Source organism: Streptomyces sp. NBC_01198, assembly GCF_036010485.1.
Classification (GTDB): domain Bacteria; phylum Actinomycetota; class Actinomycetes; order Streptomycetales; family Streptomycetaceae; genus Actinacidiphila.
In genome coordinates, this window is sequence record NZ_CP108568.1 from 185,465 (window position 1) to 212,190 (window position 26,726).

Annotated in this window: 30 protein-coding genes and 1 pseudogene; 21 read left to right on the forward strand and 10 right to left on the reverse strand. The window is 72.5% G+C overall.

The window, feature by feature from the left end; all coding sequences use genetic code 11:
* Positions 1-2: 2 nt before the first annotated feature.
* The gene (locus OG702_RS00935; RefSeq protein ID WP_327286897.1) at positions 3-533 is read right to left on the reverse strand and encodes a GNAT family N-acetyltransferase; all 531 of its coding nucleotides are present in this window, start codon (positions 531-533) and stop codon (positions 3-5) included.
* 51 nt (positions 534-584) lie between these two features.
* Complete coding sequence (locus OG702_RS00940) at positions 585-1,328, reverse strand: SAM-dependent methyltransferase (protein ID WP_327286898.1); 744 nt, start codon at positions 1,326-1,328, stop codon at positions 585-587.
* A gap of 123 nt (positions 1,329-1,451) precedes the next feature.
* On the opposite strand from OG702_RS00940, the gene OG702_RS00945 reads away from it, so the two are divergent.
* The 3 genes from OG702_RS00945 to OG702_RS00955 all read left to right on the forward strand — a co-directional run bounded on the left by OG702_RS00945 (position 1,452) and on the right by OG702_RS00955 (position 3,211).
* Positions 1,452-1,940: a GNAT family N-acetyltransferase gene (locus OG702_RS00945; protein WP_327286899.1), complete on the forward strand. Its 489-nt coding sequence runs from the start codon at positions 1,452-1,454 to the stop codon at positions 1,938-1,940.
* A 126-nt stretch (positions 1,941-2,066) separates the two neighbouring features.
* Positions 2,067-2,492, forward strand: coding sequence for a VOC family protein (locus OG702_RS00950; protein ID WP_327286900.1), 426 nt, complete (start codon positions 2,067-2,069; stop codon positions 2,490-2,492).
* Positions 2,493-2,578: 86 nt separating this feature from the next.
* A complete protein-coding gene (locus tag OG702_RS00955) occupies positions 2,579-3,211 on the forward strand; it encodes an AAA family ATPase (RefSeq protein WP_327286901.1) in 633 nt (210 codons plus the stop codon).
* 245 nt (positions 3,212-3,456) lie between these two features.
* Here the strand turns inward: OG702_RS00955 and OG702_RS00960 are convergent, their stop codons facing one another.
* Both OG702_RS00960 and rpmG read right to left on the reverse strand, forming a co-directional pair.
* On the reverse strand, positions 3,457-3,708 hold the full coding sequence (locus OG702_RS00960) for a type B 50S ribosomal protein L31 (RefSeq protein WP_327286902.1): 252 nt from the start codon (positions 3,706-3,708) through the stop codon (positions 3,457-3,459).
* Positions 3,709-3,767: 59 nt separating this feature from the next.
* A complete protein-coding gene (rpmG, locus tag OG702_RS00965; protein ID WP_033171982.1) occupies positions 3,768-3,932 on the reverse strand; it encodes a 50S ribosomal protein L33 in 165 nt (54 codons plus the stop codon).
* A gap of 163 nt (positions 3,933-4,095) precedes the next feature.
* On the opposite strand from rpmG, the gene OG702_RS00970 reads away from it, so the two are divergent.
* Positions 4,096-4,755: a TetR/AcrR family transcriptional regulator gene (locus OG702_RS00970; RefSeq protein WP_327286903.1), complete on the forward strand. Its 660-nt coding sequence runs from the start codon at positions 4,096-4,098 to the stop codon at positions 4,753-4,755.
* A 131-nt stretch (positions 4,756-4,886) separates the two neighbouring features.
* Here OG702_RS00970 and OG702_RS00975 read toward each other — a convergent pair whose 3' ends face one another.
* Both OG702_RS00975 and OG702_RS00980 read right to left on the reverse strand, forming a co-directional pair.
* Positions 4,887-5,720 carry a VOC family protein gene (locus tag OG702_RS00975; RefSeq protein WP_327286904.1) on the reverse strand — a complete coding sequence of 278 codons (834 nt, stop codon included), beginning with the start codon at positions 5,718-5,720 and terminating at the stop codon, positions 4,887-4,889.
* Positions 5,721-5,813: 93 nt separating this feature from the next.
* Positions 5,814-6,539 carry a beta-glucanase gene (locus tag OG702_RS00980; RefSeq protein WP_327286905.1) on the reverse strand — a complete coding sequence of 242 codons (726 nt, stop codon included), beginning with the start codon at positions 6,537-6,539 and terminating at the stop codon, positions 5,814-5,816.
* Between the two features lie 204 nt (positions 6,540-6,743).
* Between OG702_RS00980 and OG702_RS00985 the strand changes: the two genes are divergently transcribed.
* The 3 genes from OG702_RS00985 to OG702_RS00995 all read left to right on the forward strand — a co-directional run bounded on the left by OG702_RS00985 (position 6,744) and on the right by OG702_RS00995 (position 8,937).
* The gene (locus tag OG702_RS00985; RefSeq protein WP_327286906.1) at positions 6,744-7,415 is read left to right on the forward strand and encodes a helix-turn-helix domain-containing protein; all 672 of its coding nucleotides are present in this window, start codon (positions 6,744-6,746) and stop codon (positions 7,413-7,415) included.
* Complete coding sequence (locus tag OG702_RS00990; RefSeq protein WP_327286907.1) at positions 7,412-7,594, forward strand: DUF6126 family protein; 183 nt, start codon at positions 7,412-7,414, stop codon at positions 7,592-7,594. The genes OG702_RS00985 and OG702_RS00990 overlap by 4 nt, the downstream gene beginning before the upstream one ends.
* 95 nt (positions 7,595-7,689) lie before the next feature.
* Entirely contained in the window at positions 7,690-8,937 is a 1,248-nt protein-coding gene (locus OG702_RS00995; protein WP_327286908.1) for an amidohydrolase, read from the forward strand.
* Positions 8,938-8,964: 27 nt separating this feature from the next.
* On the opposite strand, the gene OG702_RS01000 is transcribed toward OG702_RS00995, so the two are convergent.
* On the reverse strand, positions 8,965-9,948 hold the full coding sequence (locus OG702_RS01000; RefSeq protein ID WP_327286909.1) for an NAD-dependent epimerase/dehydratase family protein: 984 nt from the start codon (positions 9,946-9,948) through the stop codon (positions 8,965-8,967).
* Between the two features lie 127 nt (positions 9,949-10,075).
* Between OG702_RS01000 and OG702_RS01005 the strand changes: the two genes are divergently transcribed.
* From OG702_RS01005 to pntB, 5 genes are all read left to right on the forward strand, one after another.
* Positions 10,076-10,519, forward strand: a complete 444-nt coding sequence (locus tag OG702_RS01005) for a MarR family winged helix-turn-helix transcriptional regulator (RefSeq protein ID WP_327286910.1) — start codon at positions 10,076-10,078, stop codon at positions 10,517-10,519.
* 95 nt (positions 10,520-10,614) lie between these two features.
* Positions 10,615-11,022 carry a YciI family protein gene (locus OG702_RS01010; protein WP_327286911.1) on the forward strand — a complete coding sequence of 136 codons (408 nt, stop codon included), beginning with the start codon at positions 10,615-10,617 and terminating at the stop codon, positions 11,020-11,022.
* 8 nt (positions 11,023-11,030) lie between these two features.
* Complete coding sequence (locus tag OG702_RS01015; protein ID WP_327293045.1) at positions 11,031-12,176, forward strand: RNA polymerase sigma factor; 1,146 nt, start codon at positions 11,031-11,033, stop codon at positions 12,174-12,176.
* A 228-nt stretch (positions 12,177-12,404) separates the two neighbouring features.
* Entirely contained in the window at positions 12,405-13,958 is a 1,554-nt protein-coding gene (locus tag OG702_RS01020) for a Re/Si-specific NAD(P)(+) transhydrogenase subunit alpha (RefSeq protein WP_442814269.1), read from the forward strand.
* 6 nt (positions 13,959-13,964) lie between these two features.
* Entirely contained in the window at positions 13,965-15,371 is a 1,407-nt protein-coding gene (pntB, locus tag OG702_RS01025; RefSeq protein WP_327286912.1) for a Re/Si-specific NAD(P)(+) transhydrogenase subunit beta, read from the forward strand.
* Positions 15,372-15,452: 81 nt separating this feature from the next.
* On the opposite strand, the gene OG702_RS01030 is transcribed toward pntB, so the two are convergent.
* Complete coding sequence (locus OG702_RS01030; protein WP_327286913.1) at positions 15,453-16,277, reverse strand: slipin family protein; 825 nt, start codon at positions 16,275-16,277, stop codon at positions 15,453-15,455.
* 5 nt (positions 16,278-16,282) lie between these two features.
* Here OG702_RS01030 and OG702_RS01035 point away from each other — a divergent pair, with 5 nt between their 5' ends.
* Positions 16,283-16,612 carry a hypothetical protein gene (locus tag OG702_RS01035; protein WP_327286914.1) on the forward strand — a complete coding sequence of 110 codons (330 nt, stop codon included), beginning with the start codon at positions 16,283-16,285 and terminating at the stop codon, positions 16,610-16,612.
* Between the two features lie 5 nt (positions 16,613-16,617).
* Here OG702_RS01035 and OG702_RS01040 read toward each other — a convergent pair whose 3' ends face one another.
* Positions 16,618-16,854: a hypothetical protein gene (locus OG702_RS01040; RefSeq protein ID WP_327286915.1), complete on the reverse strand. Its 237-nt coding sequence runs from the start codon at positions 16,852-16,854 to the stop codon at positions 16,618-16,620.
* A 205-nt stretch (positions 16,855-17,059) separates the two neighbouring features.
* On the opposite strand from OG702_RS01040, the gene OG702_RS01045 reads away from it, so the two are divergent.
* The 7 genes and pseudogenes from OG702_RS01045 to OG702_RS01075 all read left to right on the forward strand — a co-directional run bounded on the left by OG702_RS01045 (position 17,060) and on the right by OG702_RS01075 (position 24,616).
* Positions 17,060-17,947 (forward strand): aldo/keto reductase, encoded by an 888-nt coding sequence (locus tag OG702_RS01045; protein WP_327286916.1) that lies wholly within the window; start codon positions 17,060-17,062, stop codon positions 17,945-17,947.
* Between the two features lie 410 nt (positions 17,948-18,357).
* On the forward strand, positions 18,358-20,010 hold the full coding sequence (locus OG702_RS01050; protein WP_327286917.1) for a xylosidase: 1,653 nt from the start codon (positions 18,358-18,360) through the stop codon (positions 20,008-20,010).
* Between the two features lie 238 nt (positions 20,011-20,248).
* Positions 20,249-20,437 (forward strand): annotated as a pseudogene (locus OG702_RS01055) (MFS transporter); the annotation flags it as partial.
* A gap of 412 nt (positions 20,438-20,849) precedes the next feature.
* Positions 20,850-22,016: an ABC transporter ATP-binding protein gene (locus OG702_RS01060; protein ID WP_327286918.1), complete on the forward strand. Its 1,167-nt coding sequence runs from the start codon at positions 20,850-20,852 to the stop codon at positions 22,014-22,016.
* The gene (locus OG702_RS01065) at positions 22,013-22,738 is read left to right on the forward strand and encodes an ABC transporter permease (RefSeq protein ID WP_327286919.1); all 726 of its coding nucleotides are present in this window, start codon (positions 22,013-22,015) and stop codon (positions 22,736-22,738) included. Before OG702_RS01060 ends, OG702_RS01065 begins: the two co-directional genes overlap by 4 nt.
* Positions 22,735-23,403 (forward strand): ABC transporter permease, encoded by a 669-nt coding sequence (locus tag OG702_RS01070; RefSeq protein ID WP_327286920.1) that lies wholly within the window; start codon positions 22,735-22,737, stop codon positions 23,401-23,403. The genes OG702_RS01065 and OG702_RS01070 overlap by 4 nt, the downstream gene beginning before the upstream one ends.
* Before the next feature lie 217 nt (positions 23,404-23,620).
* Entirely contained in the window at positions 23,621-24,616 is a 996-nt protein-coding gene (locus tag OG702_RS01075) for an ABC transporter substrate-binding protein (protein WP_327286921.1), read from the forward strand.
* Between the two features lie 135 nt (positions 24,617-24,751).
* Here OG702_RS01075 and OG702_RS01080 read toward each other — a convergent pair whose 3' ends face one another.
* On the reverse strand, positions 24,752-26,020 hold the full coding sequence (locus OG702_RS01080; RefSeq protein ID WP_327286922.1) for an MFS transporter: 1,269 nt from the start codon (positions 26,018-26,020) through the stop codon (positions 24,752-24,754).
* A gap of 76 nt (positions 26,021-26,096) precedes the next feature.
* Between OG702_RS01080 and OG702_RS01085 the strand changes: the two genes are divergently transcribed.
* On the forward strand, positions 26,097-26,681 hold the full coding sequence (locus tag OG702_RS01085) for a TetR/AcrR family transcriptional regulator (RefSeq protein WP_327286923.1): 585 nt from the start codon (positions 26,097-26,099) through the stop codon (positions 26,679-26,681).
* The last annotated feature ends 45 nt before the right edge of the window (positions 26,682-26,726 follow it).

The window sequence follows — 26,726 nt, forward strand, 5'->3', positions numbered from 1 at the left end:
GGTCAGCTGACCCGCCGGGCGAGCACCTGGCCGGGCCAGGAGCCTGCCAGGAAACGGTCGGTGGGGGTGAAGCCGTTGCGCCGGTAGAAGGCCACGAGGTCGCCGTCGCCGCCCGCCCAGCAGTCCACCCGCAGCAGCCCGACCCCCGCCCGCCGGGTCTCCTCGGCCGCGTGGGCCAGCAGCGCCGCCCCGACGCCCCGGCCCGCGTAGCGCCGGTCGGAGACCAGCAGCCGGACGTACCGCTCCGGCTCGTCGGCCGGCGGGATCGGCACCTGCGGGCTGGGCCCGGAGTCCAGCACCAGAGTGCCGACGGGGGTGCCGTCCAGTTCGGCGATGAAGGGGGCGTTCTCGGTCAGATAGCGCTCGACGCGCGCGACCCCGCCCGGCTGCCGCGAATACGGCGTCGTGCCCCACTGCTCGGTGTTGCCCCGGTCGTTCATCCAGACCACCGCCCGGTCGAGCATGCCCAGGGTGGCCGGCGCGTCGGCAAGGCCGCCGGGTCTGATCCGTATGCCGTGCGTCGTGTCGTCCACGGCGGCAGCCTATGCCCGGTCGCAACGCCCGCGGGGCCACCGACGCGCTGGTCAGAGGCGGTCTCGGGTCCGGCGCAGCACGAGGGTGACGAAACCGAAGGTGTCGCGGTAGGCGCGCAGCCATTCGGAGCGGCGGGTGCCGGCCGTGGCCAGTACCTCAGGGGCGGCCGGGTGCTCGGGGTGGTCCAGCGCCCAGCCGGCGAGCGTGCCCCAGCAGGCCCATTCGTAGTCGTCCAGCTCCCCGCGGGTGCTGACGTGTCCGAACACCGGCGTCCATCCGTCGGCGACGACGCGGTCCACGGTGGTGGCCAGGTCCGCGAAGTCGCCCAGCACCTCCACCGCATCGGGGGACGGCGTACGGTCCCAGAACCCGTCGCCGACCAGGACGTGCCCGCCGGGGGCCAGGTGGCGCCGGGCCGCGGCGAGGGTCGGGAGCAGCCCGCCGAACGCGTGCGCCGCCCCGACGCTGAGCACCAGGTCGAAGGGCTGGGCGGCGGCGAACCCCGCAGCGTCCTGCTGGTGCAGCACCAGCCGCTGCCCGAGGCCGCGGCCGGTCGCCGCCGCGCGGGCCTGGGACATCGCCTCGTCGGAGACGTCCACGCCCTCGGCGCGCACCCGCGGGCTCATGGCCAGGGCGCGCAGCAGCCATTCGCCGCCGCCGCACCCGAGGTCGAGGACCCGTTCGTCACCGCGGGGCAGTGCCTTCTCCAGCAACAGGCGCACCGACGCATCGTCGAGAGGGGCCTTGATCGGGTGGGTGGCGTGGGCGATCCGGGACAGCTGTTCGTGGTTCACCGGCGCAGCCTGCCAACAGCAACGCCCGCGCGCACCTGGTTTTCGCCGGCGCGGGCCGGACGGGCGTGCCCGCGGCAGCGATAACCAGTGGAGACGGGGGTCCGCCGCGGGCATCCTGTCCGCATGCTGATCAGAGAAGCCACCGCGGCGGACTGGCCCGCCATCTGGCCGTTCTTCCACCGCATCGTCACCGCGGGCGAGACCTTCACCTACCCCGCGGACCTGACCGAGGACCAGGGTCGCGAGTGGTGGCTGCTGCCGGCACCGCACCGTACGGTCGTCGCGGTGGACGAGGCGGGTACGGTGCTGGGCACGGCGAAGATGAACCGCAACCACATGGGCAACGGCTCGCACATCGCGAGCGCCAGCTACATGGTCGACCCGGCGCACTCCGGGCAGGGCGTGGGACGGGCGCTGTGCGCGTACTCGGTGGACTGGGCGCGGGCGGCGGGATACCGCGCCATGCAGTTCAACGCGGTCGTGGAGTCGAACGTGCACGCCGTGCGGCTCTACCGGTCGCTCGGCTTCGAGGTGATCGGCACCCTGCCGGAGGGTTTCCGGCATCCCGGACTGGGCTATGTGGGACTGCACATCATGCATCTCGCACTCTGAGCCGGTGCGCGGACCCGCATCGTGGACGTCCCGGAGAGCCTGCCGTACGGGCAGGAGATCCACGACACGTACTGCCTGCCGAGCCAGGCGCAGGGAGAACGCCGCTGGCCACGTCATAGTGGGCGCATGGACGCAGACGACGGGGAGGTTCTGGGCCGGGTACGCGTGGCGGCCAGGCTTCCGGCCCAGGACCTGGAGCGTGCACGGCGCTTCTACTCGGAGCGGCTGGGCCTCGATCCCGTGGACGAACGGCCCGGCGGGCTGCTGTACCGCTGTGAGGGCGCCGACTTCGTGCTGTTCCAGTCGACGGGGACCTCGCCCGGCACCTTCACCCAGATGGCGTTGGAGGTCGCCGACATCGAGGCGGCCGTCGCCGCGCTCAAGCGGCGCGGCGTGGTCTTCGAGGAGGTCGACGCGCCCGGCTTCCGCACGGAGGGCGGCATCGCCGAGATCGAGGGGAACTACCCCAGCAAGGGTGCGCGCGGTGAGCGCGGCGCCTGGTTCCGCGACAGCGAGGGGAATCTGCTCGGCATCGGCGAGCCGGTCTTCTGACGGCCCGCGACCGGGCGGCTGAATCTCTGCGGATCACCTGGAACGGCGCCACGGACACGGCACCGGCGGGCGCGTAGGGTCGGCGCATGCTGGTGTGGATCAACGGACCGTTCGGCGGCGGCAAGACCGCGACCGCCTTCGAGCTGGCCCGGCGGCTGGACGGCAGCGTGGTGTGCGACCCGGAACACGTCGGCTTCGGCCTGCACCGGACGCTGCCGCCGGCGCTGCGCAGCGACTTCCAGGATCTGCGGGCGTGGCGGGAAGGCGTATACGAGGTGCTTGACCTCGCCGCGAGCGGGCATCGGGGGACGGTGATCGTGCCGATGACCGTGGTCGAGCCGGTGTACTTCCGGGAGACCGTGGGCCGGCTGCGAGAACGCGGGCATGATGTGCGGCACTTCGCGTTGCTCGCCGAGCGCTCGACGGTCGTGAAGCGGCTGCGGGAGCGGGGTGTCGGGCACCTCGTGCAGGCCGTCGCGGGGAAGGACGCGCCCCTGCGGCGGGAGAGCTTCGCCGTCGGCAAGCTGGACCTGTGCCTGGAGCGGCTGGCCGGGCCGGAATTCGCCGAGCAGGTGTGGACCGACCGGCTCGGCGTCCCCGGCGTGGCCGACCACATCGCCGCCTCGACCGGCCTGCGCCTCGCCCCGAACACCGACGGCGCCCTGCGAGGGCGGCTGCGCCGGGCGTGGATCAGCGCGAAGCACATCCGCCTGCGCTGACCGGCGCGGCCGGGAGGCAGCAGCAAGAAGCAGGAGAGTGCCCCCGGCGTGGGTGGATGGGGCTGGTCGAAGGCACTGTCCACCGCAGCTGCAGGAAACACTCTCCAGGCCGACGACGCTACTCACGCCGCACCGGGACGCGGTGGCGAACCGCCGCCGCACTCCGAGGATCACCCGATCCAGCGAAGAGCGGGCCGCGCCCCCTCGCGGGGGCGCGGCCCGAAGTGTGCGGAAGGAGTCCCGCGTCAGCCGGCGTTACGGCCGTAGCGCTGGCGGAAGCGCTCGACCCGGCCCGCGGTGTCCAGCTCGCGTGCCTTGCCCGTGTAGAACGGGTGGCTGGCCGAGGAGATCTCCACGTCGATGACGGGGTAGGTGTTGCCGTCCGTCCAGACGACGCTGCGGTCCGACGTCGCGGTGGAGCGGGTCAGGAAGGCGAAGTCGCCGGCCTTGTCGCGGTAGACCACCGGGCGGGACGTGGGGTGGATGTCGTGCTTCATGGAGGTCCTTTCGTGGTGGTGGGCGCGGGGACCGGCGTGCTGTGCCGTGCGGCCGGGCGTCAGCGCTCTTCGCGGAAGAGCACGTGCCGGCGGGCGACGGGGTCGTACTTGAGCAGCGTCAGCCGGTCGGGGTCGTTGCGCCGGTTCTTGCGGGTCACGTAGGTGTGACCGGTGCCGGCGGTGGAGCGGAGCTTCACGACGGGGCGAAGTTCGCTGCGGGCCATGGATCCACCTCTTTCCGTCATCGTTCTGGGTTCCTTCTCCGTCCGCCGTGGTCAACGCTCCTGGCCGGCTCCGCATTCCCCTGCCCGGCCGACAAACAGCACGGTCGTCCGGTCAGTCGCGTAGGCTGGGCGCAGCGGACCTGTGACGCACTGGAGGCTTCCCATGACGACGACCGGCAGGGCGGGCACCCGTACCGACGGCCGGGTCGCGCGGGGTGACGAGACGCGGCGGCTGGTGCTGGCGCGGGCCGTCTCGGTCGCCTCGGTCGACGGCCTCGACGGGCTGACGGTCGGGCGGCTCGCGGCCGACCTGGGGCTCAGCAAGAGCGGGGTCTTCGCGCTGTTCGGGTCGAAGGAGGACCTGCAGCTGGCCACCGTGCGCGCGGCCATCGGGATCTTCCTCGAACACGTCGTCCACCCGGTCCACGAGCTGCCGCACGGCATGGACCGGCTGTGGCGGCTGTGCTCCGGCTGGCTGGTGTATTCGCAGGCCAGGGTCTTCCCGGGGGGCTGCTTCTTCTCCTCGGCCGCCGCCGAGTACGACGCGCGTCCGGGGCGACTGCACGACACCGTCGCGGCGACGCGCAAGAACTGGTCCTCCCTGCTGGAGCAGACCCTCCGGGAGGCCCAGCAGGTGGGCGAGGCACGGCGGGACCTCGACAGGCGGCAGCTGGTCTTCGAGATCTGCGCGCTGCTGGAGCTGGCCAACGGGGAGTCGGTGCTGCACGGGGACGACACCGGCTACCGCATGGCGGCCGACGGCATCCTGAGCCGGCTGCGGGACGCGGCGACCGATCCGTCGCTGCTGCCGGCCGCCGGCTGACCTCACGTCCGCCCGGCGCCGTCCGGGGGCTCTGCGGGAAGCAGCGGCCGAACTTTCGGCACGACCGTTCGCTCGGTTGAGGCCGCCCGGGCAGGCTGTCGCGCCGCATGGCGGGGTGTGCCGGACACGTCCTAGCGGGCGAACACCGTGAACAGGCCGCCGTCCGGGTCGCGCAGATCGGCCCACGGTCCGGTCGGGCCTTTACCGCTGGCGAGCACCGCGGCGCCCAGCTCGCGGGCGGCCTCGATCCGCGCCGGCACGTCGTCGACCGCGAAGTGGACGGCCCAGTGCGGGCGGATCGTCGGATCGGGCGCCGCCTCGACCGCGCCGGAGGAGATCCTGGCCACCACCTCGCCGCGGTTGTGGACGACGACCTCGGCGCGCTCGTACTCGTAGGCCACGCTGCAGCAGCCGTCGTCCTCGTCGGCCCACTGCAGGACACCGCCGTAGAAGATGGCCGACTCGAAGGCGTCCCTGGTGCGCAGGCGTACCACGACCGGGCCGCGGTCGTGCCAGGACTGCCAGCCGCCGGGCAGCAGGCCGTCCCACACGCCGAAGACCGCGCCGTCCCGGTCGGCGGCGAGCGCGGCGCGGCCGGAGGCGAAGGACACCGGGCCGAGCGCCACGGTGGCGCTGCGCTCCCTGATCCTGGCGGTCGCCTCGTCGGCCTGGGTGACCGCGAAGAACGGTGTCCACACCACCGCGACCTGCATGTCGCCGGCGACCGCGCCGATGGTGGCGATGGGCCGGCCGTCGGTCTCCGCGACGGCGAACCGCTCACCGAGCGTCGTCGAGCGGAACTCCCAGCCGAGGACGGTGCCGTAGAACTTCTCGGCGGCGGCAAGATCCCGCGCGGTCAGGCTGACCCAGCAGGGGGCACCGCGCGCCACGTCCGCGCCGCCGCGGGACGGGTCCGTCCCGCCGGCCGCGTGCTGGTCCCTCTGCGCCGGCTGCCGCCCGGTCATCGCACCGACTCCGATTCATCCGATTCATGCCCATGGGAGAGAGCCCCTGGTGCCCAGAGGTCACTCTGGCGCACATGCCCCGTCCGCGCGCGATCATGCCGGACGATCCGGATCTCCTCTGCCACTGCCTCCGGCGGCGCGGCGCACGGTCAGGGCGGTGCACTGCCAGTGCAGCTCGTCGGTGCCGGGACGCGGCGCCAGATGGCCGTACTGCCCGGCCGAGACACTGATGCAGACCACCGGCCAGGCCCGCCAGCGCGGGCCGACGCCCAGGTGGTCGGCGAAGAGCAGCCGGCCGTCGACGTACCACGCGACGCTGGTGGTGCCGAAGACCACCCGCAGGACGAACGGGCGCCCCGCGGTGACGGCGTCCTCGGCGTAGTGGGCGGCCGGGCGGACGTGGTTGGTCAGCTCCAGCAGGCCGGGGTTGGTGGGGTGGTACTCGAAGGCGTCCACCTCGCCGTGCCCGGGCTGCGGGCGGCTGCCGGAGTCGCGCCCCCAGGTCCACAGCGCGGGCCAGGCGCCCTGCACGTCGTGGACGACGCAGGTCGCGGTCAGCTCGTCGTCCGGCAGCAGTTCGAAGCCGCCGGGGGCGTATTCGGTGGAGACCAGCGCGGTGTGCCAGCTTCCGCCGCGCGCCCGGCGGGCGGTGAAGACCCCGTCGGCGGTGGGGCCGTAGCCGGGGCCGATCACGTCGAGCTTGTTGTCGCCGGGGTTCCGACCGTCCTCGGGATAGGCGGAGGTGCGGCCGACCGCCCAGGCGGTGCGGTCGCTGAAGGGCGCGTCGAAGACCACCGGTGCGGTGGGGCGGTCGCTCATGGGTGGCTCCCTGCTGACGGCCGGAATGACCCCATTCAATCCGGTTCGGCCGCATCAGCGGAAGCAGCGTGCGGGAGCGTCCGCCCGGCGCGCACTCCTGGCCGCACGCCGCTTCGGCGCAGCAGTCCGGCGCCCGTAGGCATGCGGATTTGCCCGAGGGGCAAATTCTTTGCCTCTCAGGCACAACTGCTGTTCCATGGACTCATGGCAGACACCGATCACCAGCCGACCGCGACCCCCGGTGACGACCTCGTCCTCGCCCCGCGGCTGCGGGACCTGCGGCAGGCGGCCGGGCTCACGCTGGAGAGCGCGGCGAACCGGGTCGGCCTGTCCGCGGCGCATCTGTCGCGGCTGGAGTCCGGACTGCGTCAGCCCTCGCTCCCGGTGCTGCTCGGGCTCGCCCGGATGTACGGGACCACGGTCTCGGACCTGCTCGGCGAGACCACGGGCGAACCCGACCCCATCGTACGCGGCGCCGACGCCGCCGCGGTGCCGGCCGGCGGATGGACCTACTGGCGGGCCGGCGGCAACGGGCGCGCCATGCAGGCGCTGCGGCTGCACATCCCCGCCGGGACGCAGCGCGCGCTGGTGCGGGTGCACGCCGGCGAGGAGTGGCTGTACGTCACCGGCGGCACGCTCGACCTGACGCTCGGCGAGCGCACACACACCCTCGCCCCCGGCGACTCCGCGCACTTCGACTCGCTGGTGCCGCACCGGCTCGCCGCCGGCGGCGGCTCGGGCGCCGACGTGCTGTTCCTGCACACCCTGATGCAGAGCGAGACGTCCGCACTGTGCATCGGCGAGCCGTCCTCCCGCACCACCGCCGCGCTCCCCGCGGCGCACCGTACCGTCACCCCACGAGGAGACCGGACATGACCACCGACAGCACCCCGCACGACCCCCGCCCGCTCCCCCCGGTCGTCGTCCCCACCACCAACGGCAGCGAGAAGCGCAAGCAGCGCGGGGTGATCACCCGGGTGCTCGTCTACGTGGTGGTCGCCCATCTGCTGGCCGCCTACCTCTACTTCCTCTTCGACGTCGCCGCCAAGCACTGACCTGCCCGCGCCCGGCGCCCGCCCGGCACCGGCGTGGTCGAATGGGCCGCACCCGGTCCCGGCCGGACCGGCACGGCACAGTGGAAGGTGACCCGATGGCGCTGCCCGACGACGCGTGGCCGACCGAGCTCCTGCCGGGACTCGAATCGCTGTACGAGGGTCTGCACCGGCATCCAGAACTGTCGGGACACGAGCACCGCACCGCCGCGAAGGCCGCGGAGGCGCTGACCGTCGCCGGCTACGAGGTGACGCAGGACGTCGGCGGCACCGGGGTGGTCGGGGTGCTGCGCAACGGCGACGGTCCCGTGGTGATGCTGCGGGCCGACATGGACGCGCTGCCGGTGCGCGAGGACACCGGGCTGCCGTACGCGTCCGAGGTGTACGCGCCCGGTCCGGACGGCGCGAGCGTGCCGGTCGCGCACGCCTGCGGGCACGACATGCACGTGGCCTGCCTGGCCGGGGCGACGGCGCTGCTCGCCCGGCTGCGGGCGCACTGGTCGGGCACCGTGCTGGCGGTCTTCCAGCCCGCCGAGGAGCTGGTCGCGGGCGCCCGCGCGATGATCGAGGACGGGCTCTTCGAGCGGTTCCCGCGGCCCGACGTCGTGCTCGGCCAGCACGTCGGGCCGTTGCCGGCCGGCATGATCGGGTACCGCGAGGGCACGGTGATGGCCGCGGCCGACTTCGCCGACGTGGAGCTCTTCGGCCGCGGCGGCCACGGCTCGCGCCCCGAGGCGACCGTCGACCCGGTGCTGCTCGCCGCGTCGGTGGTCGTGCGCCTGCAGGGCATCGTGGCGCGGGAGGTGCCGCCGGCCGAGACCGCGGTGGTGACGGTGGGCCGGCTGCAGGCCGGGGCGAAGGAGAACATCATCCCGGACACCGCCCAGCTGGGCATCAGCGTGCGCTCGTACACCCCGCAGGTGCGGCGGCTGGTGATCGACGCGGTCGAGCGGATCGTCAACGGCGAGGCGGCGGTGAGCGGTTCGCCCAGGCCGCCGGTGATCAGCTGGAAGCCGGCCGCGCCGGTGCTGGTCAGTGACGTGGACGCGACCCGGGCGGTGATCGCCGACCTGGCCGGGCACTTCGGGCAGGAGCGGATGCTGCCCCTGCCGCCGATCGCGGCGAGCGAGGACGTCGGCCTGTTCGGCGAGGCGGCGGGGGTGCCGACGGTCTTCTGGTTCTGGGGCGGCCTGGACGCCGCGACCGTGGTGACGGCCTTCGAGGAGGGCCGCCACGACCAGCTGCCCAGCAACCACTCCCCCGACTTCGCACCCGTGGTCCAGCCCACCCTGACCACCGGCGTGGAGGCCCTGACCGTCGCGGCACTGGGCAGGTTCGGCGGCTGAGCCGGCGCGGCGCCGGTGGCGGGGCGGTCAGCGGGCGTTGCCCGCGCGAAGCCAGCCGAGGTAGTCGGCGACGGCACGGGCGGTGCCGTACGCGGGGGCGTAACCGGTGTCCTGGCGCAGCCGGGTGATGTCCAGGCAGATGTCCGCGGGCGCCTGCGGGGCCCGGCCAGGAGGGAGCTCGACCGGGGCGGCGGGGGCGAGGGCGGACAGCGCGGCGAGGATGTCGGCGTTGGTGGTGACGCGGCCCGAGGCGACGTTGTAGGTGCGGTGGGCCAGCCGGGGGGCCTGCTGGAGCAGGGCCAGAGCGCGGCCGCAGTCCTTGGCGTAGATCAGGTCGGTGCCGTGGCCGGCGTACGCGGGGACGTAGAGCGCGGACAGGTCGGGCGCGGTGCCGCGGGCGGCCGCGTGGACGAGCTGGGGTGCGGCGACGAAGACCGACGCCGGGCGGCCGAGCGGGCCCCATGCGGCGGATATGCGCGCGTTGACCAGCTCGACGCCGGTCGCCGCGGTGAGGTGGTCGGCGAGCAGCTCGCCGATCTTCTTGAACGCCGGAATGACGTGGCCGCTCGTCATCGGCAGCGGCAGGTCCTCGCCGAGCGGGCCGCCCGCCGCGCCGGGGCCGGTCTCGGCCCCGGCGTAGACGCCGATGGTGCCGGCCACCACGACCCGCGCGACCTTCCACTCGGCCGCCGCCTTGACGACGGCGAAGAGGGTGTCGAGGGCCGCGCGGGCGGCGTCCACCGGGTCGCCGGCGCCAAGCGGCCACGGGACGGACCCGGCGAGGTGGACGATGCCCGTGACACGGTGCCGGGCGCCGATGTCGCGCAGCCGGTCGAGGTCGGCGAGGTCGCCCTGCTCGACGAAGAGCCGCGTGCCGTGCTCGGCGGCGAGGGCGGCGGGCAGCGAGGTGACCGTACGCCGCTGCAGCAGCACGCAGGATTCGCCGAGGTCGAGCAGGGCGCGGGCGGTGTGCGAGCCGATGAAGCCCAGGCCGCCGGTGATGAGGATCATCCAGGTTCTCCGTCGCGGGTGTCGGTGGGGGACGGCCGGCGCGGGACCCGTATGCGTCCTCGACCTGATCGTCAGCTGTAGAGAACATCAGCTCCACTGACGTTCACGCTAGCTGTAGAATCCTCCGGTGTCCAACACAGCCCCGGAGCTGAACACCCGGCTCGGCCATCTCCTCAAGCACGCGCAGCTGCGACTGACCGAGCTGCACGCGGAAGCACTCGCGCCGTTCGGCATCAGCGGGCGCGAGCTCGCGGTGCTGCTGGTGCTCGCCGGCCAGGAGGCGGCCTCCCAGCAGCAGGCCGCGGGCCGGCTCGGCGTGGACCGGACCACGATGGTCGCCTTCCTCGACACCCTGGAGGGCAAGGAGCTGGTGGCCCGCCGCCCGGACCCCGACGACCGGCGCCGCAACGTCGTCGTCCTGACGGCGAAGGGCGAGGACGTCCTGCGGCGCGCGACCGCGGCGAGCGACGCGGCGGAACGGCGCTTCCTGGCCCCGCTCGCCGCAGCCGACACGCCCGGCTTCCGCGCCGCCCTGCAGGCCGTCGCCCTGCACCAGGACGACCCGGCCTGACCGGCCGGGGCGCCGATGTCGAGATCGCGTGGCCGGCTCCGTCCCAGGGGTGGACGCGGCCACGATGGGCCGCACCAGCACCGAGGAGCAATCCCATGGCGAAGTACCTGCTGCTCAAGCACTACCGCGGCGCCCCGGCCCCGGTCAACGACGTGCCCATGGACCGGTGGTCGCAGGAGGAGATCTCGGCCCATGTGCAGTATGTGAACGACTTCGCGGACCGGCTGGAGGAGACCGGCGAGCTGGTCGACAACCAGGCGCTCGGCCCGGAGGGGATGTTCGTCCGCTACGACGGCGAGGGGCGTCCGCCGGTCACCGACGGCCCGTTCGCCGAGACCAAGGACCTCATCGCCGGCTGGATCGTGATCGACGTCGACAGCCACCAGCGCGCGGTCGAGCTCGCCGGAGAGCTGTCCGCCGCCCCCGGGGCGGGCGGGAAGCCGATCCACGAGTGGCTCGAACTGCGGCTGTTCCTGGGCGCGTCCCACACCATCACCGAGTGACCGGCGAGCTGGACGAGGCGCTCCTGCGGAGCCTCACGCCGAGCGTGCTCGGGATCCTCGTCCGCCGCGGAGCCGGCTTCGCGGCGGCCGAGGACGCCGTTCAGGAGGCGCTGGTCGAGGCGGTCCGCGGCTGGCCGGGCGGCCGGCCGCGGGACCCGCAGGGCTGGCTGGTCACCGTGGCCTGGCGCCGGTTCCTCGACGCGACGCGGTCGGACGCGGCCCGCCGCCGGCGGGAGGAGCTGGTCGACGATCAGCCGGCGCCGGGGCCCGCGCCGGGACTGGACGACACGCTCCACCTGTACTTCCTGTGCGCCCACCCGTCGCTGACGCCGTCGTCCGCGGTCGCGTTGACGCTGCGCGCTGTCGGCGGGCTGACCACCCGCCAGATCGCCCACGCGTACCTGATCCCCGAGGCGACCATGGCGCAGCGGATCAGCCGGGCCAAGCGCACGGTCTCCGGCGTGCGGTTCGACCAGCCCGGCGACGTCGCCACCGTGCTGCGCGTGCTCTACCTGGTCTTCAACGAGGGCTACTCCGGCGACGTCGACCTCGCCGCCGAGGCCGTCCGGCTCACCCGGCAGCTCGCGGCCGCCATCGACCACCCCGAAGTGGCGGGGCTGCTGGCCCTCATGCTGCTCCACCACGCCCGGCGCGACGCCCGTAGCGCGTCCGACGGCGGCCTGGTGCCGCTCGCCGAGCAGGACCGCGCCCGGTGGGACACCGCGTCGATCGCCGAGGGCGTGGCGATCCTGCAGGCGGCCCTCGCCCGAGACCGGCTGGGCGAATTCCAGGCCCAGGCCGCCATCGCGGCGCTGCACGCCGACGCGCCGGCCGCCGAGGAGACCGACTGGACGCAGATCCTCGGGTGGTACAACGAGCTCGTACGCCTGACCGGCAGCCCGGTCGTGCGGCTCAACCGCGCGGTCGCGGTCGGCGAGGCCGACGGCCCGCGCGCGGGTCTGGCCGCGCTCGCCGAGCTGGACGACTCGCTGCCCCGCCACGCCGCGGTGGCCGCGTACCTCCACGAGCGCGACGGCGATCCGGCGACGGCGGCACGGCTCTACGCCGAGGCGGCGCTGAAGGCGCAGAACCTCGCGGAGCGCGACCACCTCACCCGGCAGGCCGCCCGCCTCAACGCCCGCCGCCGCGGCTGACCTTCGGCCCCGCCGCACGGGAGGTGCCCGACCGGGGGGCGAGTCACGAGGAGCCGGCGCGGCACGGGGCCGGCGGGAGGGCACAGCGGGACGCGTGGGTGCTTTCCGGGCGCCGGGAGGGGGCGGCGCGCGGGCACTGTCGGTTTCGTAGGCGCACAGCCTTGCGAACTGCGGCTACCTTCCCGTTATTCGCCTCATCCGAGGTGGTTCGCCGACCAGAGAGGACCCATGATGAGTCAGTCGGGGCAACGAGTGGGCGTCGTGGCCGAGTCACGGGCCGGGGAGACGCGGGTGGCGGCCACCCCGGTGACCGTCGCGCGACTGCGTGACCTGGGGTACCAGGTGGTGGTCGAGGCCGGCGCGGGCCTCGGGGCGAGCCTGACCGACGAGGCCTACCGCGACGCCGGCGCGGACATCGGGAGCCGGACAGAAGTGTGGGGCGCCGACGTCGTCCTGGCGGTCAACGCGCCCTCGGCGGCGGAGATCGCGCTGCTGGCGGACGGCTCGACGCTGATCTCGCTGCTCGCCCCGGCACAGAACCCCGACCTGCTCGACGCGCTCGCGGCCCGCCCGGTCACCGCGCTCGCGATGGACGCGGTACCGCGGATCTCCCGCGCGCAGTCGCTCGACGTGCTGAGCTCGATGGCCAACATCGCCGGCTACCGGGCCGTGGTGGAGGCCGCGCACGCCTTCGGGCGGTTCTTCACCGGCCAGGTCACCGCGGCCGGCAAGGTGCCCCCGGCGAGGGTGCTGGTGGCCGGCGCCGGAGTGGCCGGCCTCGCGGCGATCGGCGCGGCGGGCAGCCTGGGGGCGATCGTACGGGCCACCGACCCGCGGCCGGAGGTCGCCGACCAGGTCAAGTCGCTGGGCGGGGAGTACCTGCCGGTGGAGTCGGCCGAGGCGGAGGTGAGCGCGACCGGTTACGCCAAGGAGATGTCGGAGGACTACAGCAGCCTGGCCGCCGCGCTCTACGCCCGGCAGGCCCCCGAGGTGGACATCATCATCACCACCGCGCTGATCCCCGGCCGCCCCGCGCCGCTGCTGATCACCGAGGAGATGGTCGCCAGCATGCGGCCGGGCAGCGTGATCGTCGACATGGCCGCCGCCCAGGGCGGCAACGTGGCCGGCACGGTACCCGGCGAGGTGGTGGTCACCGCCAACCAGGTGTCGATCATCGGCTACACCGACCTGGCGTCCCGGCTGCCCGCGCAGGCCTCCCAGCTGTACAGCACCAACCTGGTGAATCTGCTCAAGCTGCTGACCCCGGGCAAGGACGGGCGGCTGGTGCTGGACTTCGACGACGTGGTGCAGCGCTCGGTGACGGTGGTGCGGGACGGCGCGAAGACCTGGCCGCCACCGCCGGTCCAGGTGTCCGCCGCGCCGCCGGCCGCCGCCGCCCCGCCACCGCCCGCCCCGGCGGCGGCCCGCAGGGCGCCCTCACCGGGCCGCAGGTACGCGCTGGTCGGACTGGGCGCCGCCGTGCTGTTCGTGGCGACGGGTTACGCCCCCGAGCAGTTGATCGGCAACCTGACGGTCTTCGTGCTGGCGATCGTCATCGGCTACTACGTGATCGGCCATGTGCACCACGCCCTGCACACCCCGCTGATGTCGGTGACCAACGCGATCTCCGGGATCATCGTGGTCGGCGCGCTGCTGCAGATCGGGCACGCGCACACCGCGGTGACGGTGCTGTCGTTCGTGGCGGTGCTGCTGGCGTCCATCAACATCTTCGGCGGCTTCGCCGTGACCCGGCGCATGCTCAGCATGTTCGCGAAGGACTGAGCCGCCATGACTGCATCGACTGCCGCACAGGCGGCCTACCTCGTCGCCGCCCTGCTGTTCATCCTCAGCCTCGCCGGGCTGTCCCGGCACGAGACGTCCCGCTCCGGGGTCGCCTACGGGATCGGCGGCATGGCCATCGCACTGGCCGCGACCATCGGTCTGGCGTCCCGCAGCATCGCGGCGACCGGGATCGGGCTGCTGGTGGGGGCGATGGTCATCGGCGCCGGTATCGGCCTGTGGCGGGCCCGCCGGGTCGAGATGACCGGCATGCCGGAACTCATCGCGATACTGCACAGCTTCGTCGGCCTTGCCGCGGTCCTCGTCGGCTGGGACGGCTACCTCGACGTCGAGGCCAAGGGCGCGGCGCAGCACGAGATCGCCTCCGACCTGCTGCGCATCCACCACGCCGAGGTCTTCATCGGCGTCTTCATCGGGGCGGTGACCTTCACCGGGTCGATCATCGCCTTCCTCAAGCTGTCGGCGCGGATCAAGTCGAGCCCGCTGATGCTGCCGGGCCGCAACGCCATCAACCTGGGCGCCCTGGCGGCCTTCGCCGGGCTGACCGTCGCCTTCATCGTCTCGCCGCACCTGTGGCTGCTGATCGCGGTGACCGCGGTGGCGCTGGCCCTCGGACTGCACCTGGTGGCGTCGATCGGCGGCGGGGACATGCCGGTCGTCGTCTCGATGCTGAACAGCTACTCCGGGTGGGCGGCCGCCGCCTCGGGCTTCCTGCTGAACAACAACCTGCTGATCGTGACCGGCGCGCTGGTCGGGTCCTCGGGTGCCTACCTGTCGTACATCATGTGCACCGCGATGAACCGGTCGTTCCTCTCGGTGATCGCCGGCGGCTTCGGCATCGAGGCCGGCCCCGCCGACACCACCGAGTACGGCGACCACCGGGAGATCAACGCCGAGGACACCGCGAAGCTGCTGCGGGACGCCTCGTCGGTGGTCATCACCCCCGGCTACGGCATGGCGGTGGCGCAGGCGCAGTATCCGGTGGCCGATCTGACGCGCAGGCTGCGCGAGCGCGGGGTGGAGGTGCGCTTCGGCATCCACCCGGTCGCGGGCCGGCTGCCCGGCCACATGAACGTGCTGCTGGCCGAGGCGAAGGTGCCGTACGACATCGTGCTGGAAATGGACGAGATCAACGACGACCTGGCGGCGACCACGGTGGTGCTGGTCATCGGGGCGAACGACACGGTCAACCCGGCCGCCATCGACGACCCTGGCAGCCCGATCGCCGGTATGCCGGTGCTGCGGGTGTGGGAGGCGGAGAACGTCATCGTCTTCAAGCGGTCCATGAACCCCGGTTACGCCGGGGTGCAGAACCCGCTGTTCTTCCGGGAGAACAGCCAGATGCTCTTCGGTGACGCGAAGGAGCGGGTGGAGGACATCCTGCGGTCGCTGTGAGGGTCCGGCGGGCGGCGGCACCGCGCTGCCGCCCGCCGCCACGGCAGCGGGCCGGGCGAGGCCGCCGGGGACCGGCGGGGATCAGTCCCCCGTGTCGATCTCCGGCGGGTTCTCCGGCGTGCCGTCGACGGCGCGGGGTTCGGCGGCCGGGTCGATCCGCGGCGAGCCGGCGCCGTGGTCCGCGGCCGGGCGGCCCGGGTTCGTGACGGACTCGGTGACCGCCTTGGCGCTGTCCAGCAGCTGCGACGGGAAGACGATGGTGCTGTTCTTCTCCGCGGCGATCTCCGCCAGGATCTGCAGATTCCGCAGCTGCAGGGCGACCGGGTGGTCGGCGATGACGTCGGCTGCCTCGGCGAGCCGTCCGGCGCTCAGCGCCTCGCCCTCGGCGGCGATGATCTTGGCCCGCTTCTCCCGCTCGGCCTCGGCCTGCCGGGCCATCGCCCGCTGCATGCTCGTCGGCAGCTCGATGTCCTTGAGCTCCACGAGGAAGACCTGCACGCCCCACTGCTCGGTGATGCTGTCCAGGATCTCGCGGATCGCCAGATTCAGCGTCTGCGTGTCGGTCAGCACCTTGTCCAGCATCGACCGGCCGACGATGTTACGGACGGTGGTCTGGGCGATCTGGCCGACCGCCTGGGCGACGTTCTCGATCTCCACGATCGACTTCACCGCGTCCACCCGGCGGAAGTACGCCACGGCGGCCACGCCGATCGACACATTGTCCTCGGTGATCACCTGCTGTGACGGCACCGGCATGGTGACCGTACGCATGCTGACCTTCATCATCCGGTCGGACAGCGGGACCATGAAGTGGAATCCCGGCTTGCGCACCCCGCGCAGCCGCCCGAGCCGGAACACCACCCCGCGCTCGTACTGCCGCACGACGGCGACTCCCATATTCGGCATGGCACATGCCTCCCGATATCGGCTCCCTTCCAGCATCCCTCGCCTTCCGCCAAGACGCGCGCACGGGGGCTCAGGGAAGCGGGCGGCACCGCCGGCTGCCGGGAAGCGCGCGGGCCCGCCGGTCAGGCGGCGCCGGCGCCGACGGCCTCCACCCTGACGACGAGCGCGGCGATGTCGTCGTCGGGGCCGCCGCCGCTGTGGCGCAGCAGCTGCTCGTGCAGCAGGTCGAGCAGCCGGCGCGGCGCGGCGCGACCGCGTCCTGCCCCCGCAGCCAGGCCGGCAGCGGGAAGAACTCGCCGGACCGGTTGCGGGTCTCGGCGCCTGGCTGGTGGTAGGCCGCTTAGACGGCGATCACCAGCACCAGGGCCAGCACGCCGAGGCCCACGGTCGCGCCGACCGACCACATCGAGGCGGCCAGCGCGGGGGCGGCGGGCAGCAGCCGGCTGAAGGCGAAGTCCGTGGGCGTGGCGACGGCCACCACGCCCAGCACCACCGTCAGCAGGACCGGCGCCATCCTGGCGCGGCCCTTGAGGCGCGGAGCCGGGCCACGGCCGCTGAGCTGCTGGGTCGTCGTCACATCAGCGAGCGTATCGGGGCGAACCGGAAAAACCGTGCTGCGCAGGCGACCGGCCGCGGTCGCCGTGTCCGGTACTGGATCAACTCCCGGCGCCGCGCCATCGTTCCCGTTTCCGCTGTGACAATTCCCTGGCCAGCAGGGCATTCCCGGTGCGGCGGGCGACGGGTGATACTCCGGTCTCCGCTACGAGAGGAATCGATCATCCATGGCCTCACGGACCATCACCGCCGCGGCAGCCGGCAGCTGGCAGCTCGGCGATCTGAGGGTGAACCGTATCGGCTTCGGCGCCATGCGCCTGACAGGCAGTTCCGCCTTCCACCTCGGCGCGCCGAGTGACCGCGAGCGGGTGCTCGGGGTGCTGCGCCGGGCGGTCGAACTGGGCGTCAACCACATCGACACCGCCGCCTTCTACTTCTCCTCGCTGCGCTCGGCGAACGAGCTCATCGGCCGGGCGCTCGCGCCCTACCCCGACGAACTGGTGATCGCCACCAAGGTCGGACCCGGCAGGGATCCGTCGGGCGAGTGGCTCCCGCTGGCCAGGCCCGACCAGCTGCGCGGCCAGGTCGAGGAGAATCTGCGGCAGCTCGGCCGCGATCACTTGGACCTGGTCAACCTGCGCGTCATGCCGACCACGGAGCTCTCCGAGCACTTCGGCGCGCTGGCCGAGCTGCGGACGGCCGGGCTGATCCGGCATCTGGGCGTCTCCAACGTCACCAGCGCACAGCTCGCCGACGCGCGGGCCGTGGCGCCGGTGGTGTGCGTGCAGAATCTGTTCGGCCTCGACGACCGGGAGCGCAGCGCGCAGGTGCTGCGCGAGTGCGGCGAACTGGGCATCGCCTTCGTGCCGTTCTACTCGATCGCCGGCAAGGGCCGGGAAGTCGGCGCGACCGCCGACAGCAGCGCGCAGATCGCGGCGGTCGCCGCAGCACACGGGGTGTCCGGAGCGCAGGTCAGGCTGGCCTGGACGCTCCAGCAGGGCCCGCACGTGCTGGCCATCCCGGGTACCGGCGACCCGGACCACCTGGCGGAGAACGTGGCTGCCGGGGAGCTGCGGCTCACCGAGGAGGAGGTGGCGCTGCTGAACGCCGCCTGACCGCTCGGTCCGACAAGTCGTGAATGGACTCATCCGATCTTTGGGCGGCATTGCACAGGGCGCAACGACGGTAACCGTCCCGTGAATGCTACGCTTTGCGGACAATTCACTGATCTGGTCTGGACCCTTGACGGGATGTTTGTTTCAGCAGTTGAATCCCTGCGTACCTGAAACCGCGCTTTCGGAAGTGCTCAGCGTGGTGCGTGTCATGGGACTGCGCGCACCTCCCCCCACCGCAAGTCAGCCCGAAACAAGCGGATTCCACCGCGGCCGTGGCGCGATGTGTCACGGCCGCGCGCGGGGCACTGGGTTCACCTGTTGAAGTTGAAGCTTGAAGCAGCAGGTTCCGTGCGCTCAGTCCACCGTCGCGCCCGGCCGATCGTGTCGTGCGCCACCGTTCGGAGACAGCCATGTCAGTTTCGCGTCGTACGTTCATCGGCACCGCGGCAGGCGGAGCCGCCGCAGCGGCCCTGGGCACGCTGAGCGCCGCCCCCACCGCGTCGGCGGCCAGCGGGCCCGGTGATGTGGTCGGCAAGGTCACGGTGGGGTATCAGGGGTGGTTCGCGGCGATCGGTGATGGTGCGCCGATCAATGCGTGGTGGCATTGGAGTGCGAACGGGGGTCAGGCGCCGTCGCCGTCGAACACCGGGATCGTGGCGTGGCCGGATGTGCGGGACTACACGCGGACGTATCAGACGGGTTATGCGGCGTTGGGCAACGGTCAGCCGGCGACGTTGTTCTCCTCGTACGACCAGCAGACGGTGGACACGCATTTCCTGTGGATGCAGCAGAACGGTATCGACACCGCGGCGCTGCAGCGGTTCAACCCCACCGGTGGTGAGGGCCCGACCCGGGATGCGATGACGGCGAAGGTCCGTAGTGCGGCGGAGTCGCACGGGCGGAAGTTCTACATCATGTACGACGTGTCGGACTGGACGAACATGCAGTCCGACATCAAGGCGGACTGGACGAACAAGATGAAGGCGTACACCGCCTCGTCGGCGTATGCCACGCAGAACGGGAAGCCGGTGGTGTGCATCTGGGGCTTCGGGTTCGCCGACAACCAGCGGCCGTTCTCCGCGGCGGCGTGTCTGGACGTGGTGAACTGGTTCAAGGGGCAGGGCTGCTACGTCATCGGCGGGGTGCCGACGTGGTGGCGTACCGGGGACCGGGACTCGCGTCCGGGCTTCTCCGACGTCTACCACGCCTTCCACATGCTCTCGCCGTGGATGGTCGGCAGGATCGGGAACGCCGGCGACGCCGACAACTTCTACAACGTCGCGACGGTGCCGGACCTGGCCGAGTGCGCCGCGCACGGCATCGACTACCAGCCCTGCGTGCTGCCCGGCGCGGTCACCTTGCGCCAGCGCGCCCACGGCGACTTCATGTGGCGGCAGTTCTACAACATGTGCCGGGCCGGCGTGCAGGGCATCTACATCTCCATGTTCGACGAGTACAACGAGGGCAACCAGATCGCCAAGACCGCCGAGTCCCAGGCCTGGGTCCCCACCAACTCCGGCTTCCTCGCCCTGGACGAGGACGGCACCGCCTGCTCCGCCGACTACTACCTCCGCCTCACAGGCGACGGCGGCCGCATGCTCAAAGGCCAGATCGCCCTCACCGCCACCAGGCCGACCAAACCGACCGCGGGCTCGTCCGGCGGACCCACCACGGTGGTCAGCTTCCGGGCCCGCGCCAACGGCCAGTACGTCACCGCGGACGCCGGCGGCGCCTCCCCGCTGATCGCCAGCCGCACCTCGGTGGGGCCGTGGGAGCAGTTCGACCTGCTCGACCAGGGGGGCGGCAACGTCGCGCTGCGCGCCCACGCCAACAGCCTCATCGTCTGCGCCGACAACGCCGGGGCGTCCCCGCTGATCGCCAACCGGACGTCCGCGGGCGCCTGGGAGACCTTCCAGCTGGTGCACAACTCCAACGGCACCGTCAGCCTCAAGGCGCAGATCAATGGGCTGTACGTGACCGCGGAGAACGCCGGCGCGGCAGCGCTGATCGCCAACCGGGCGACCGCGGGCGGCTGGGAGCAGTTCGACCTCATCACCGGCTGAGCTCGCCGCCGGGCAACGGCCCGCGCACGGGCGAGGGCGAGAACGGCGGGCGGGTCACCCGGGCGCGGCATCCGGGTGACCCGCCCGCCCGTCGAGTGGCGTGGCGCCCGCTGCTGGCCGAACGTGGTGGCAATCGTGCCCACGCCTGGCGGCGGGGGCGGCCGCCACCCCCCGGGGAGAGCCATGACCGCCACCGCGAGGCCGTCCTCGGGGGTCGCGGAATCTGGTACTCGCGGCAATGATCTTCGCGGTCGCGATGACCTTCATCGCCCAGACTGTCGTGTCGATCGCGGTCCCTGACATCCAGCACGAGCTGGGGCTGTCCAACACCGGTGTGCCGTGGGCCGTCAACGCCTACCTGCTCTCGCCCGCGGCGTTCTTCGCCCACGGCGGCCGGCTGGCGGACACCGTGGGGCACCGCAGGGTCCGCAGCCATCTGCGGACGTCGCTGATCGCCCGCGGCGTACCTGCGCCGGAGGCGGCCGACCGGGCGAGGAGTCTGGCGCAGGCGAACTCCATGGCGCAGAGCGGCGGCGGCCCGATCCCCGGCCTCGTCCGGGCGCACTTCGCCGAGGCGACCCGTACGGTGCTCTTCTGCATGGCCGGGATCACGGCCGTCGCCGCGGTGGTCGCCTTCGTCGGTCTGCAGCGGGGGCGGCAAGCCGAACTCACCGTGGCCGAGGGCTAGCCCGACACCGGCGCGAAGCAGCCCGTACCCCCACCGGAGTGATGCCATCACGGTCTGTCGGAGGTCCGGTCTAAACTCTCCTGGCACCGGCCTGTTCGATGGTGACCGGAGACAGGCCGTCCATGCCCGATCCCGAGGGGTATTCGGCACTTTGATACAGATAGAGTCAGTCACGAAGCGCTACCCCGACGGCACGACGGCGGTCGACGAGCTGTCGCTGGACATCCCGGACGGTTCGATCACCGTACTGGTCGGACCGTCGGGATGTGGGAAGACCACCACTTTGCGCATGATCAACCGGATGGTCGAGCCGACGTCCGGCCGCATCCTGCTGGACGGCTCCGACGTCACGGCGCAGCCGGTCAACGCGCTGCGCCGCTCGATGGGCTACGTCATCCAGAACGCCGGCCTCTTCCAGCACCGCACCATCGTGGACAACATCGCGACCGTGCCGCGCATGCTCGGCTGGGACCGGCGCAAGGCCAGGGAACGGGCCAGGGAGCTGATGGGGCGGGTCGGTCTCGACGAGGCGCTGGCCAAGCGCTACCCGTACCAGCTGTCCGGCGGCCAGCAGCAGCGGGTGGGAGTGGCCAGGGCGCTCGCCGCCGATCCGCCGGTGCTGCTGATGGACGAGCCGTTCTCGGCGGTCGACCCGATCGTCCGCAAGAGCCTGCAGGCCGAGCTGCTGCGCATCCAGCAGGAGCTGGGCAAGACCATCGTCTTCGTCACGCATGACATCGACGAGGCCATCAAGATCGGCGACATGATCGCGGTGATGCGCACCGGCGGCCGGCTGGCCCAGTTCGCACCGCCCGAGGAACTGCTCAGCTCCCCCGCCGACGCCTTCGTCGAGGACTTCCTCGGCACCGACCGCGGCATCCGGCGGCTGTCGTTCTTCACCTCGGAGGGCCTGCGGCTGGACCAGGGACCGGTCGTCCCGGTGGACGCCGACGCCGGGCAGGTCGCGCGCGCCGCGGCGGCCGGGGCGCCGTATCTGCTGATCACCGACGCCGACCGCAAGCCGCTGGGCTGGGTGCGGCCGCAGGACGCGGCGGGCGGCGCCGATCTGGTCGCGGCGGGCCGGCTGCTGCCGTACGGGCGGCCGTTCGTCGCCGGGAGCGAGTCGCTGCGCGACGCGCTGGACTGCGCGGTGCTCTCCCCCACCGGGTGGGCGGTCGCGGTGGACGGCGACGGGAAGGTGGCCGGGGTGGTCTCGCAGGAGACGATCGGCGCCGCCATCCGCAGCGCGCACGCCGGGAGCCAGGAGGCCGGCGGCGCTGACCCGGTGCCCGCCGCCAGGACCGGGGCGGCCACATGAGCGGCGCCGGCTTCTTCGACCTTCCGAGCGACCTGCAGAACTCCTACCTCGGCCTGGTCGGCGTGCACCTGGAGGAGGCCCTGATACCGGTGGCCATCGGGCTCGCGGTGGCCTTGCCGCTGGGCCAGCTGTGCGCACGCTTCTCCTGGCTGTACGCGCCGGTGCTGTGGGTCACCACGGTGCTGTACGCCATCCCGTCCCTGGCCTTCTTCGTCTTCCTCATCGACTACACCGGGGCGACCAGGACCACGGTGATGATCCCGCTGACCGTCTACAGCCTGGTGCTGCTGCTGCCTGCCATCGTCGACGGCGTCAGATCGGTGCCGCAGGAGACCATGTCGGCAGCCACCGCCATGGGGTTCGGACCCGTGCAGCGCTATCTGAAGGTCCAGCTGCCCATCGCGGTGCCGGCGATCATCGCCGGGCTACGGGTCGCCGTCGCCTCCAGCATCAGCCTGGTCAGCGTCGGCGCGCTGATCGGCAACCAGGGCGCGCTGGGCAATCTGCTGCAGGACGCCATCCTCTACCACCGCACGAACCTCGCGGTGAACTCGGTGGTCACCACCGCCGCGCTGGCCGTCCTGCTGGACGTCGCGCTGGTGCTGCTGCGGATGGCGCTGACCCCGTGGATGCCGCGCGGTGAGCGGGCGGCCCGCAGGGCGTCCCGTGCCGCGGCGGTCGAACCCGCCGCCCGGCCCACCCTGGAGGACGCCGTCTCATGAGCATCCTGCAGTTCATCAGCGACTTCTTCCGGGACAGCGCGCACTGGCACGGCTACAGCGGCATCCCGCACCGGGTGCTCGAACATCTGCAGTATTCGTTCATGGCGCTCGGCATCGCGGCGGCCATCGCCCTGCCGGTGGGGCTGGTCACCGGCCACACCGGACGCGGTGGCAACGCGGTGGCGCTGGTCGCCACCGCGGCCCGCGCCCTGCCCAGCTACGGGCTGCTGGTGCTGATGTTCTTCTGGCTGGGCATCGGGCTCACCCCGGTGATGATCCCGCTGGTCGCGCTGGCCGTCCCGCCGATCCTGGTGACCGGCTACGAGGCGATGCGCACCGTCGACCCGGCCCCGGCGGACGCGGCCCGCGGGATGGGCATGGGGCCGGTCGCCGTGCTCTTCCAGGTGGAACTGCCGGTCGCGCTGCCGCTGATCCTCAGCGGGCTGCGGTCCGCGGCGATCCAGGTGGTCTCCACGACCGCCATCGCCGCGACCGTCTCGCTGGGCGGCCTCGGGCGGTTCGTGGTCGACGGGCTCTACCAGCGCGACTACGAGATCGTGGTGGGCGGCGCGACGCTGATCGCGGGTCTGGCGCTTGCCATGATCGCGCTCTTCTGGCTGGTCGGCCGGCTGGCCGTCTCCCCCGGTGTCCGGGGCGGCCGTTGACCTTGGTGGACGCCGGATTCCGCCGCACCGGCGGGATCCGGCCTCCGCGCGTAACACGAACAGCGCGTTTCGCGCCCGGCGCCCATCGATATCCATCGGTGACCATGGTGGCCTTGACTCGGTTTGATCCCACTGGATTGGATCAGTTGAAGTACGGAACCGACGTTCCGATGACAGCTGAACGCCATCCGAACCCTCAGCCCCGGAAGCGGGAATCGTGACTTCACACGCGAAGAGCACCACAAACGGCCCTCGACACCTCAGCGCGGCGGCGATCGTGATCGCCGTCGCCACGGCCGCGGCGCTGCTCGCGGGCTGTTCGTCCTCCTCCGACTCCTCCTCGTCGTCCTCCGGCGGCGGCAAGCCCAAGGACCCGCTGGCAGCGCCGCCGGCGGACTCCGGCACCGTGGTGGTCGGCTCCAACAACTTCGCCGAGAGCATCGTCCTGATGGACGTCTACGGCGAAGCGCTCAAGGCCAAGGGCATCAAGGTCAGCTACAAGCCGAACATCGGCACCCGGGAGATCACCTACGGGCTGGTCAAGAACGGCACGGTGACGGTGCTGCCTGAGTACAACGGCTCGTTGCTGGCGTTCCTGGACAAGTCCGCGGCCGCCCCCACCACGGCGGAGGCCGCCACCGCCGCGATCACCGCGAAGCTGGACCCGAAGCTGACCATGCTCGACCCGGCCCCGGCCGAGGACAAGGACTCCGTCACGGTCAACGCGGCGACCGCCGCGAAGTACCACCTGACGTCCCAGTCCACGATCGCCGACCTGGCGAAGGTCGGCAAGGACATCGTCGTCGGCGGTTCGCCGGAGTTCCAGACCCGGCAGCAGGGCCTTGTCGGCCTGAAGTCCCAGTACGGCCTGGTCCCCAAGTCGTTCAAGACGCTGGACGCGGGCGGTCCGCTGACCATCGCGGCACTGAAGAACAACAACGTCCAGGCCGCTGACGTCTTCAGCACCGACGCGTCGGTGGCGCGGGAGAAGTTCGTGGTCCTGCAGGACCCGAAGAAGCTGTTCGGCTTCGCGAACGTCCAGCCGATGGTGTCCAAGACCGGTCTGTCCAGCGAGGGCGTGGCCGCGCTGAACGCGGTGTCGGCGAAGCTCGACACCAAGGCGCTGCTCGACCTGGACGACCAGGTGCAGAACCAGAAGAAGGACCCGCTGGGCGTCGCCCAGGCCTGGCTGAAGTCCATCGGCCTCGGCTGAGCCGTCGCCTTCACCACCTGACGTGCCGGGCCGGTCCGCGAGGACCGGCCCGGCACCGTCACGTGGTGGCGCGGCCGGTCCCGGTGTCCGGGCAGCGCGCCAGCCCGTCCGGCGGCGCGGTGGCCGCGCGCCGGCTCAGGCGGGCTGCCGGCGGGCCGCCCGGGACATGCGCAGCCGCTGGGCGACGAGGGCGAGGGCGCCGAAGGCGATGACCGCGCCGCTGTACACGACCGCGGTCCTGTGCAGGCCCACATCGGTGGTGGCGAAGCCGGCCACGACGGCCGGGATGCTGAACGCCAGGTAGGAGATCACGAAGGCGACCGCGAACAGTTCTCCCCGCTCCGCCGGTTCGGCGATACGGGCCAGCGTCCCGAAGCTGGCCAGGCCCGCCGCGCCGAAGCCGACTCCGGCGATGGCGGTGCCGAGGGCGGCCGCGGTGACCGAGTGCGTCTGGACCCCGGTCAGGCCCACCGCCGTACCGGTCACCAGCAGGGTGGCGCCGAGGGCCAGCGTGCGCTCGGTCGGCCAGCCGCGCAGCGCGAACGCCGTGATCGAGGCCGGCACGCAGAGCAGCGTGACGACCAGGCCGCCGATGACGTGGCTGGACAGGCCGAACAGACCGACGGCCACCGAGGGGCCGAGCGCGAGGTAGAGCCCGCCCAACGCCCAGCTCGCCACGAGGATCGGCACCAGTGCGGCCAGGTCGGCGCGCAGCCTCGGAGCGACGCCGAGCCGCGGCTGCAGCGAGCGTGCGGCGCCGGGGCGCCGCGCGGAGGTCTCAGGGAGCACGGCGATGAGCAGGCCGGCGAGCACCAGTCCCGCGAGCAGGAGCACGTAGACCAGCCGGGTCGGGTGCGGGCCGTACTGCACCAGGAAGCCGCAGCCGAGTGCGCCGAGGCCCAGGCCGAAGGTGGGCGCCGCGCCGGTGATGACGCCCGCGCGGTGCGGTGCGTGCGGCGGGTTGAGGTCCACCAGCGTCGCGCCGAGGGTCGTCATGGCCGCGCCGGTGGCGATCCCCTGGACGAAGCGGGCCACCAGCAGGAGCGGGACGTCCCCGGCGGCGATGAACAGCACCATCGCCACCGCCTCCAGGGCGATCGCCGAGACGAGGACCGGGCGGCGGCCTATGTGGTCGGACAGCGCCCCGAGCACCAGCAGCGCGCCGATCATGCCGACGACGTACACCGCGAAGACCGTGGTCAGCGTGGAGGCGGAGAAGCCCCATTGATGCTGGTAGACGACGTAGAGGGGGGACGGCGCGCTCGACGCGGCCATGAAGAGGACGAAGATCGCCGCGATGGCGGCGAAGGCGGCCGGACGGCTCAGCCCCCGCCGGCCGGACGCGCTGCGCGACGGCGACGCGGCGGCGGAGGTCTTGTCGTGGTGCATCGGCGCGACGGTCATACGGATCTCCGTTTGCAGTGATCATTGCGTTAACGACTGGCTATGCTAACGCAACGATGAGTGCGATAATTTCTGCATGACCGAAGCAGTCCAGACCCGACCCGGCGGCCGCTCCGCGCGAGTACGCGCCGCGGTGCACCGGGCCGTCGAGGAGCTGGTCGGCGCCGGGTCCGCCGAGACGCTCACCATCCCCGCCGTCGCCGCGCGCGCCGGAGTGCACCCGACCACGGTCTACCGCCGCTGGGGATCGGTGGCGCAACTGCTGGCCGACGTCGCCACCAGCCGCTTCAGCGGCGACGTGGTGGTGCCCGACTCCGGCTCGCTGGCCGGCGACCTCGAACGCTGGATGGGCGACGTCGCCACCGACCTCGCCGACCCCGACGTCCTCGCCCTGATGCGCGCCACCATCGGCTCGGGGCCTGAGGGCGGCTGCGCCTGCACCGTCGACCGCCACGACCAGCTGCGCGCGATCATCGAGCGGGAACGCGCGCGGGGCGGCCGGGTACCCGAGGTGGAGCGGGCGGTCGACCTGCTGCTCGGCCCGCTGTACTACCGGGCGATCTTCAGCGCCCGCCCGGCGTCGGGCGAGTGGGCGCGCGGCCTGGTGGCCACGCTGCTCGCGGACTGCCTGGTCCCGGACCGGGCCGCATCCGGCACCTAGCGCGTCCCGCCCGCAGGCGGGGCGGGATGCCTCGGAGGCGGCCCG

Bases quoted from the DNA above. Each gene is read 5' to 3' on its own strand.
- OG702_RS00945 (WP_327286899.1), top strand. From the start codon at position 1,452: ATGCTGATCAGAGAAGCCACCGCGGCGGACTGGCCCGCCATCTGGCCG.
- OG702_RS00950 (WP_327286900.1), top strand. From the start codon at position 2,067: ATGGACGCAGACGACGGGGAGGTTCTGGGCCGGGTACGCGTGGCGGCC.
- OG702_RS00955 (WP_327286901.1), top strand. From the start codon at position 2,579: ATGCTGGTGTGGATCAACGGACCGTTCGGCGGCGGCAAGACCGCGACC.
- OG702_RS00960 (WP_327286902.1), bottom strand. From the start codon at position 3,708: ATGAAGCACGACATCCACCCCACGTCCCGCCCGGTGGTCTACCGCGAC.
- rpmG (WP_033171982.1), bottom strand. From the start codon at position 3,932: ATGGCCCGCAGCGAACTTCGCCCCGTCGTGAAGCTCCGCTCCACCGCC.
- OG702_RS00970 (WP_327286903.1), top strand. From the start codon at position 4,096: ATGACGACGACCGGCAGGGCGGGCACCCGTACCGACGGCCGGGTCGCG.
- OG702_RS00975 (WP_327286904.1), bottom strand. From the start codon at position 5,720: ATGACCGGGCGGCAGCCGGCGCAGAGGGACCAGCACGCGGCCGGCGGG.
- OG702_RS00980 (WP_327286905.1), bottom strand. From the start codon at position 6,539: ATGAGCGACCGCCCCACCGCACCGGTGGTCTTCGACGCGCCCTTCAGC.
- OG702_RS00985 (WP_327286906.1), top strand. From the start codon at position 6,744: ATGGCAGACACCGATCACCAGCCGACCGCGACCCCCGGTGACGACCTC.
- OG702_RS00990 (WP_327286907.1), top strand. From the start codon at position 7,412: ATGACCACCGACAGCACCCCGCACGACCCCCGCCCGCTCCCCCCGGTC.
- OG702_RS00995 (WP_327286908.1), top strand. From the start codon at position 7,690: ATGGCGCTGCCCGACGACGCGTGGCCGACCGAGCTCCTGCCGGGACTC.
- OG702_RS01000 (WP_327286909.1), bottom strand. From the start codon at position 9,948: ATGATCCTCATCACCGGCGGCCTGGGCTTCATCGGCTCGCACACCGCC.
- OG702_RS01010 (WP_327286911.1), top strand. From the start codon at position 10,615: ATGGCGAAGTACCTGCTGCTCAAGCACTACCGCGGCGCCCCGGCCCCG.
- OG702_RS01020 (WP_442814269.1), top strand. From the start codon at position 12,405: ATGATGAGTCAGTCGGGGCAACGAGTGGGCGTCGTGGCCGAGTCACGG.
- pntB (WP_327286912.1), top strand. From the start codon at position 13,965: ATGACTGCATCGACTGCCGCACAGGCGGCCTACCTCGTCGCCGCCCTG.
- OG702_RS01030 (WP_327286913.1), bottom strand. From the start codon at position 16,277: ATGCCGAATATGGGAGTCGCCGTCGTGCGGCAGTACGAGCGCGGGGTG.
- OG702_RS01035 (WP_327286914.1), top strand. From the start codon at position 16,283: ATGCCTCCCGATATCGGCTCCCTTCCAGCATCCCTCGCCTTCCGCCAA.
- OG702_RS01045 (WP_327286916.1), top strand. From the start codon at position 17,060: ATGGCCTCACGGACCATCACCGCCGCGGCAGCCGGCAGCTGGCAGCTC.
- OG702_RS01050 (WP_327286917.1), top strand. From the start codon at position 18,358: ATGTCAGTTTCGCGTCGTACGTTCATCGGCACCGCGGCAGGCGGAGCC.
- OG702_RS01065 (WP_327286919.1), top strand. From the start codon at position 22,013: ATGAGCGGCGCCGGCTTCTTCGACCTTCCGAGCGACCTGCAGAACTCC.
- OG702_RS01070 (WP_327286920.1), top strand. From the start codon at position 22,735: ATGAGCATCCTGCAGTTCATCAGCGACTTCTTCCGGGACAGCGCGCAC.
- OG702_RS01080 (WP_327286922.1), bottom strand. From the start codon at position 26,020: ATGACCGTCGCGCCGATGCACCACGACAAGACCTCCGCCGCCGCGTCG.
- OG702_RS01085 (WP_327286923.1), top strand. From the start codon at position 26,097: ATGACCGAAGCAGTCCAGACCCGACCCGGCGGCCGCTCCGCGCGAGTA.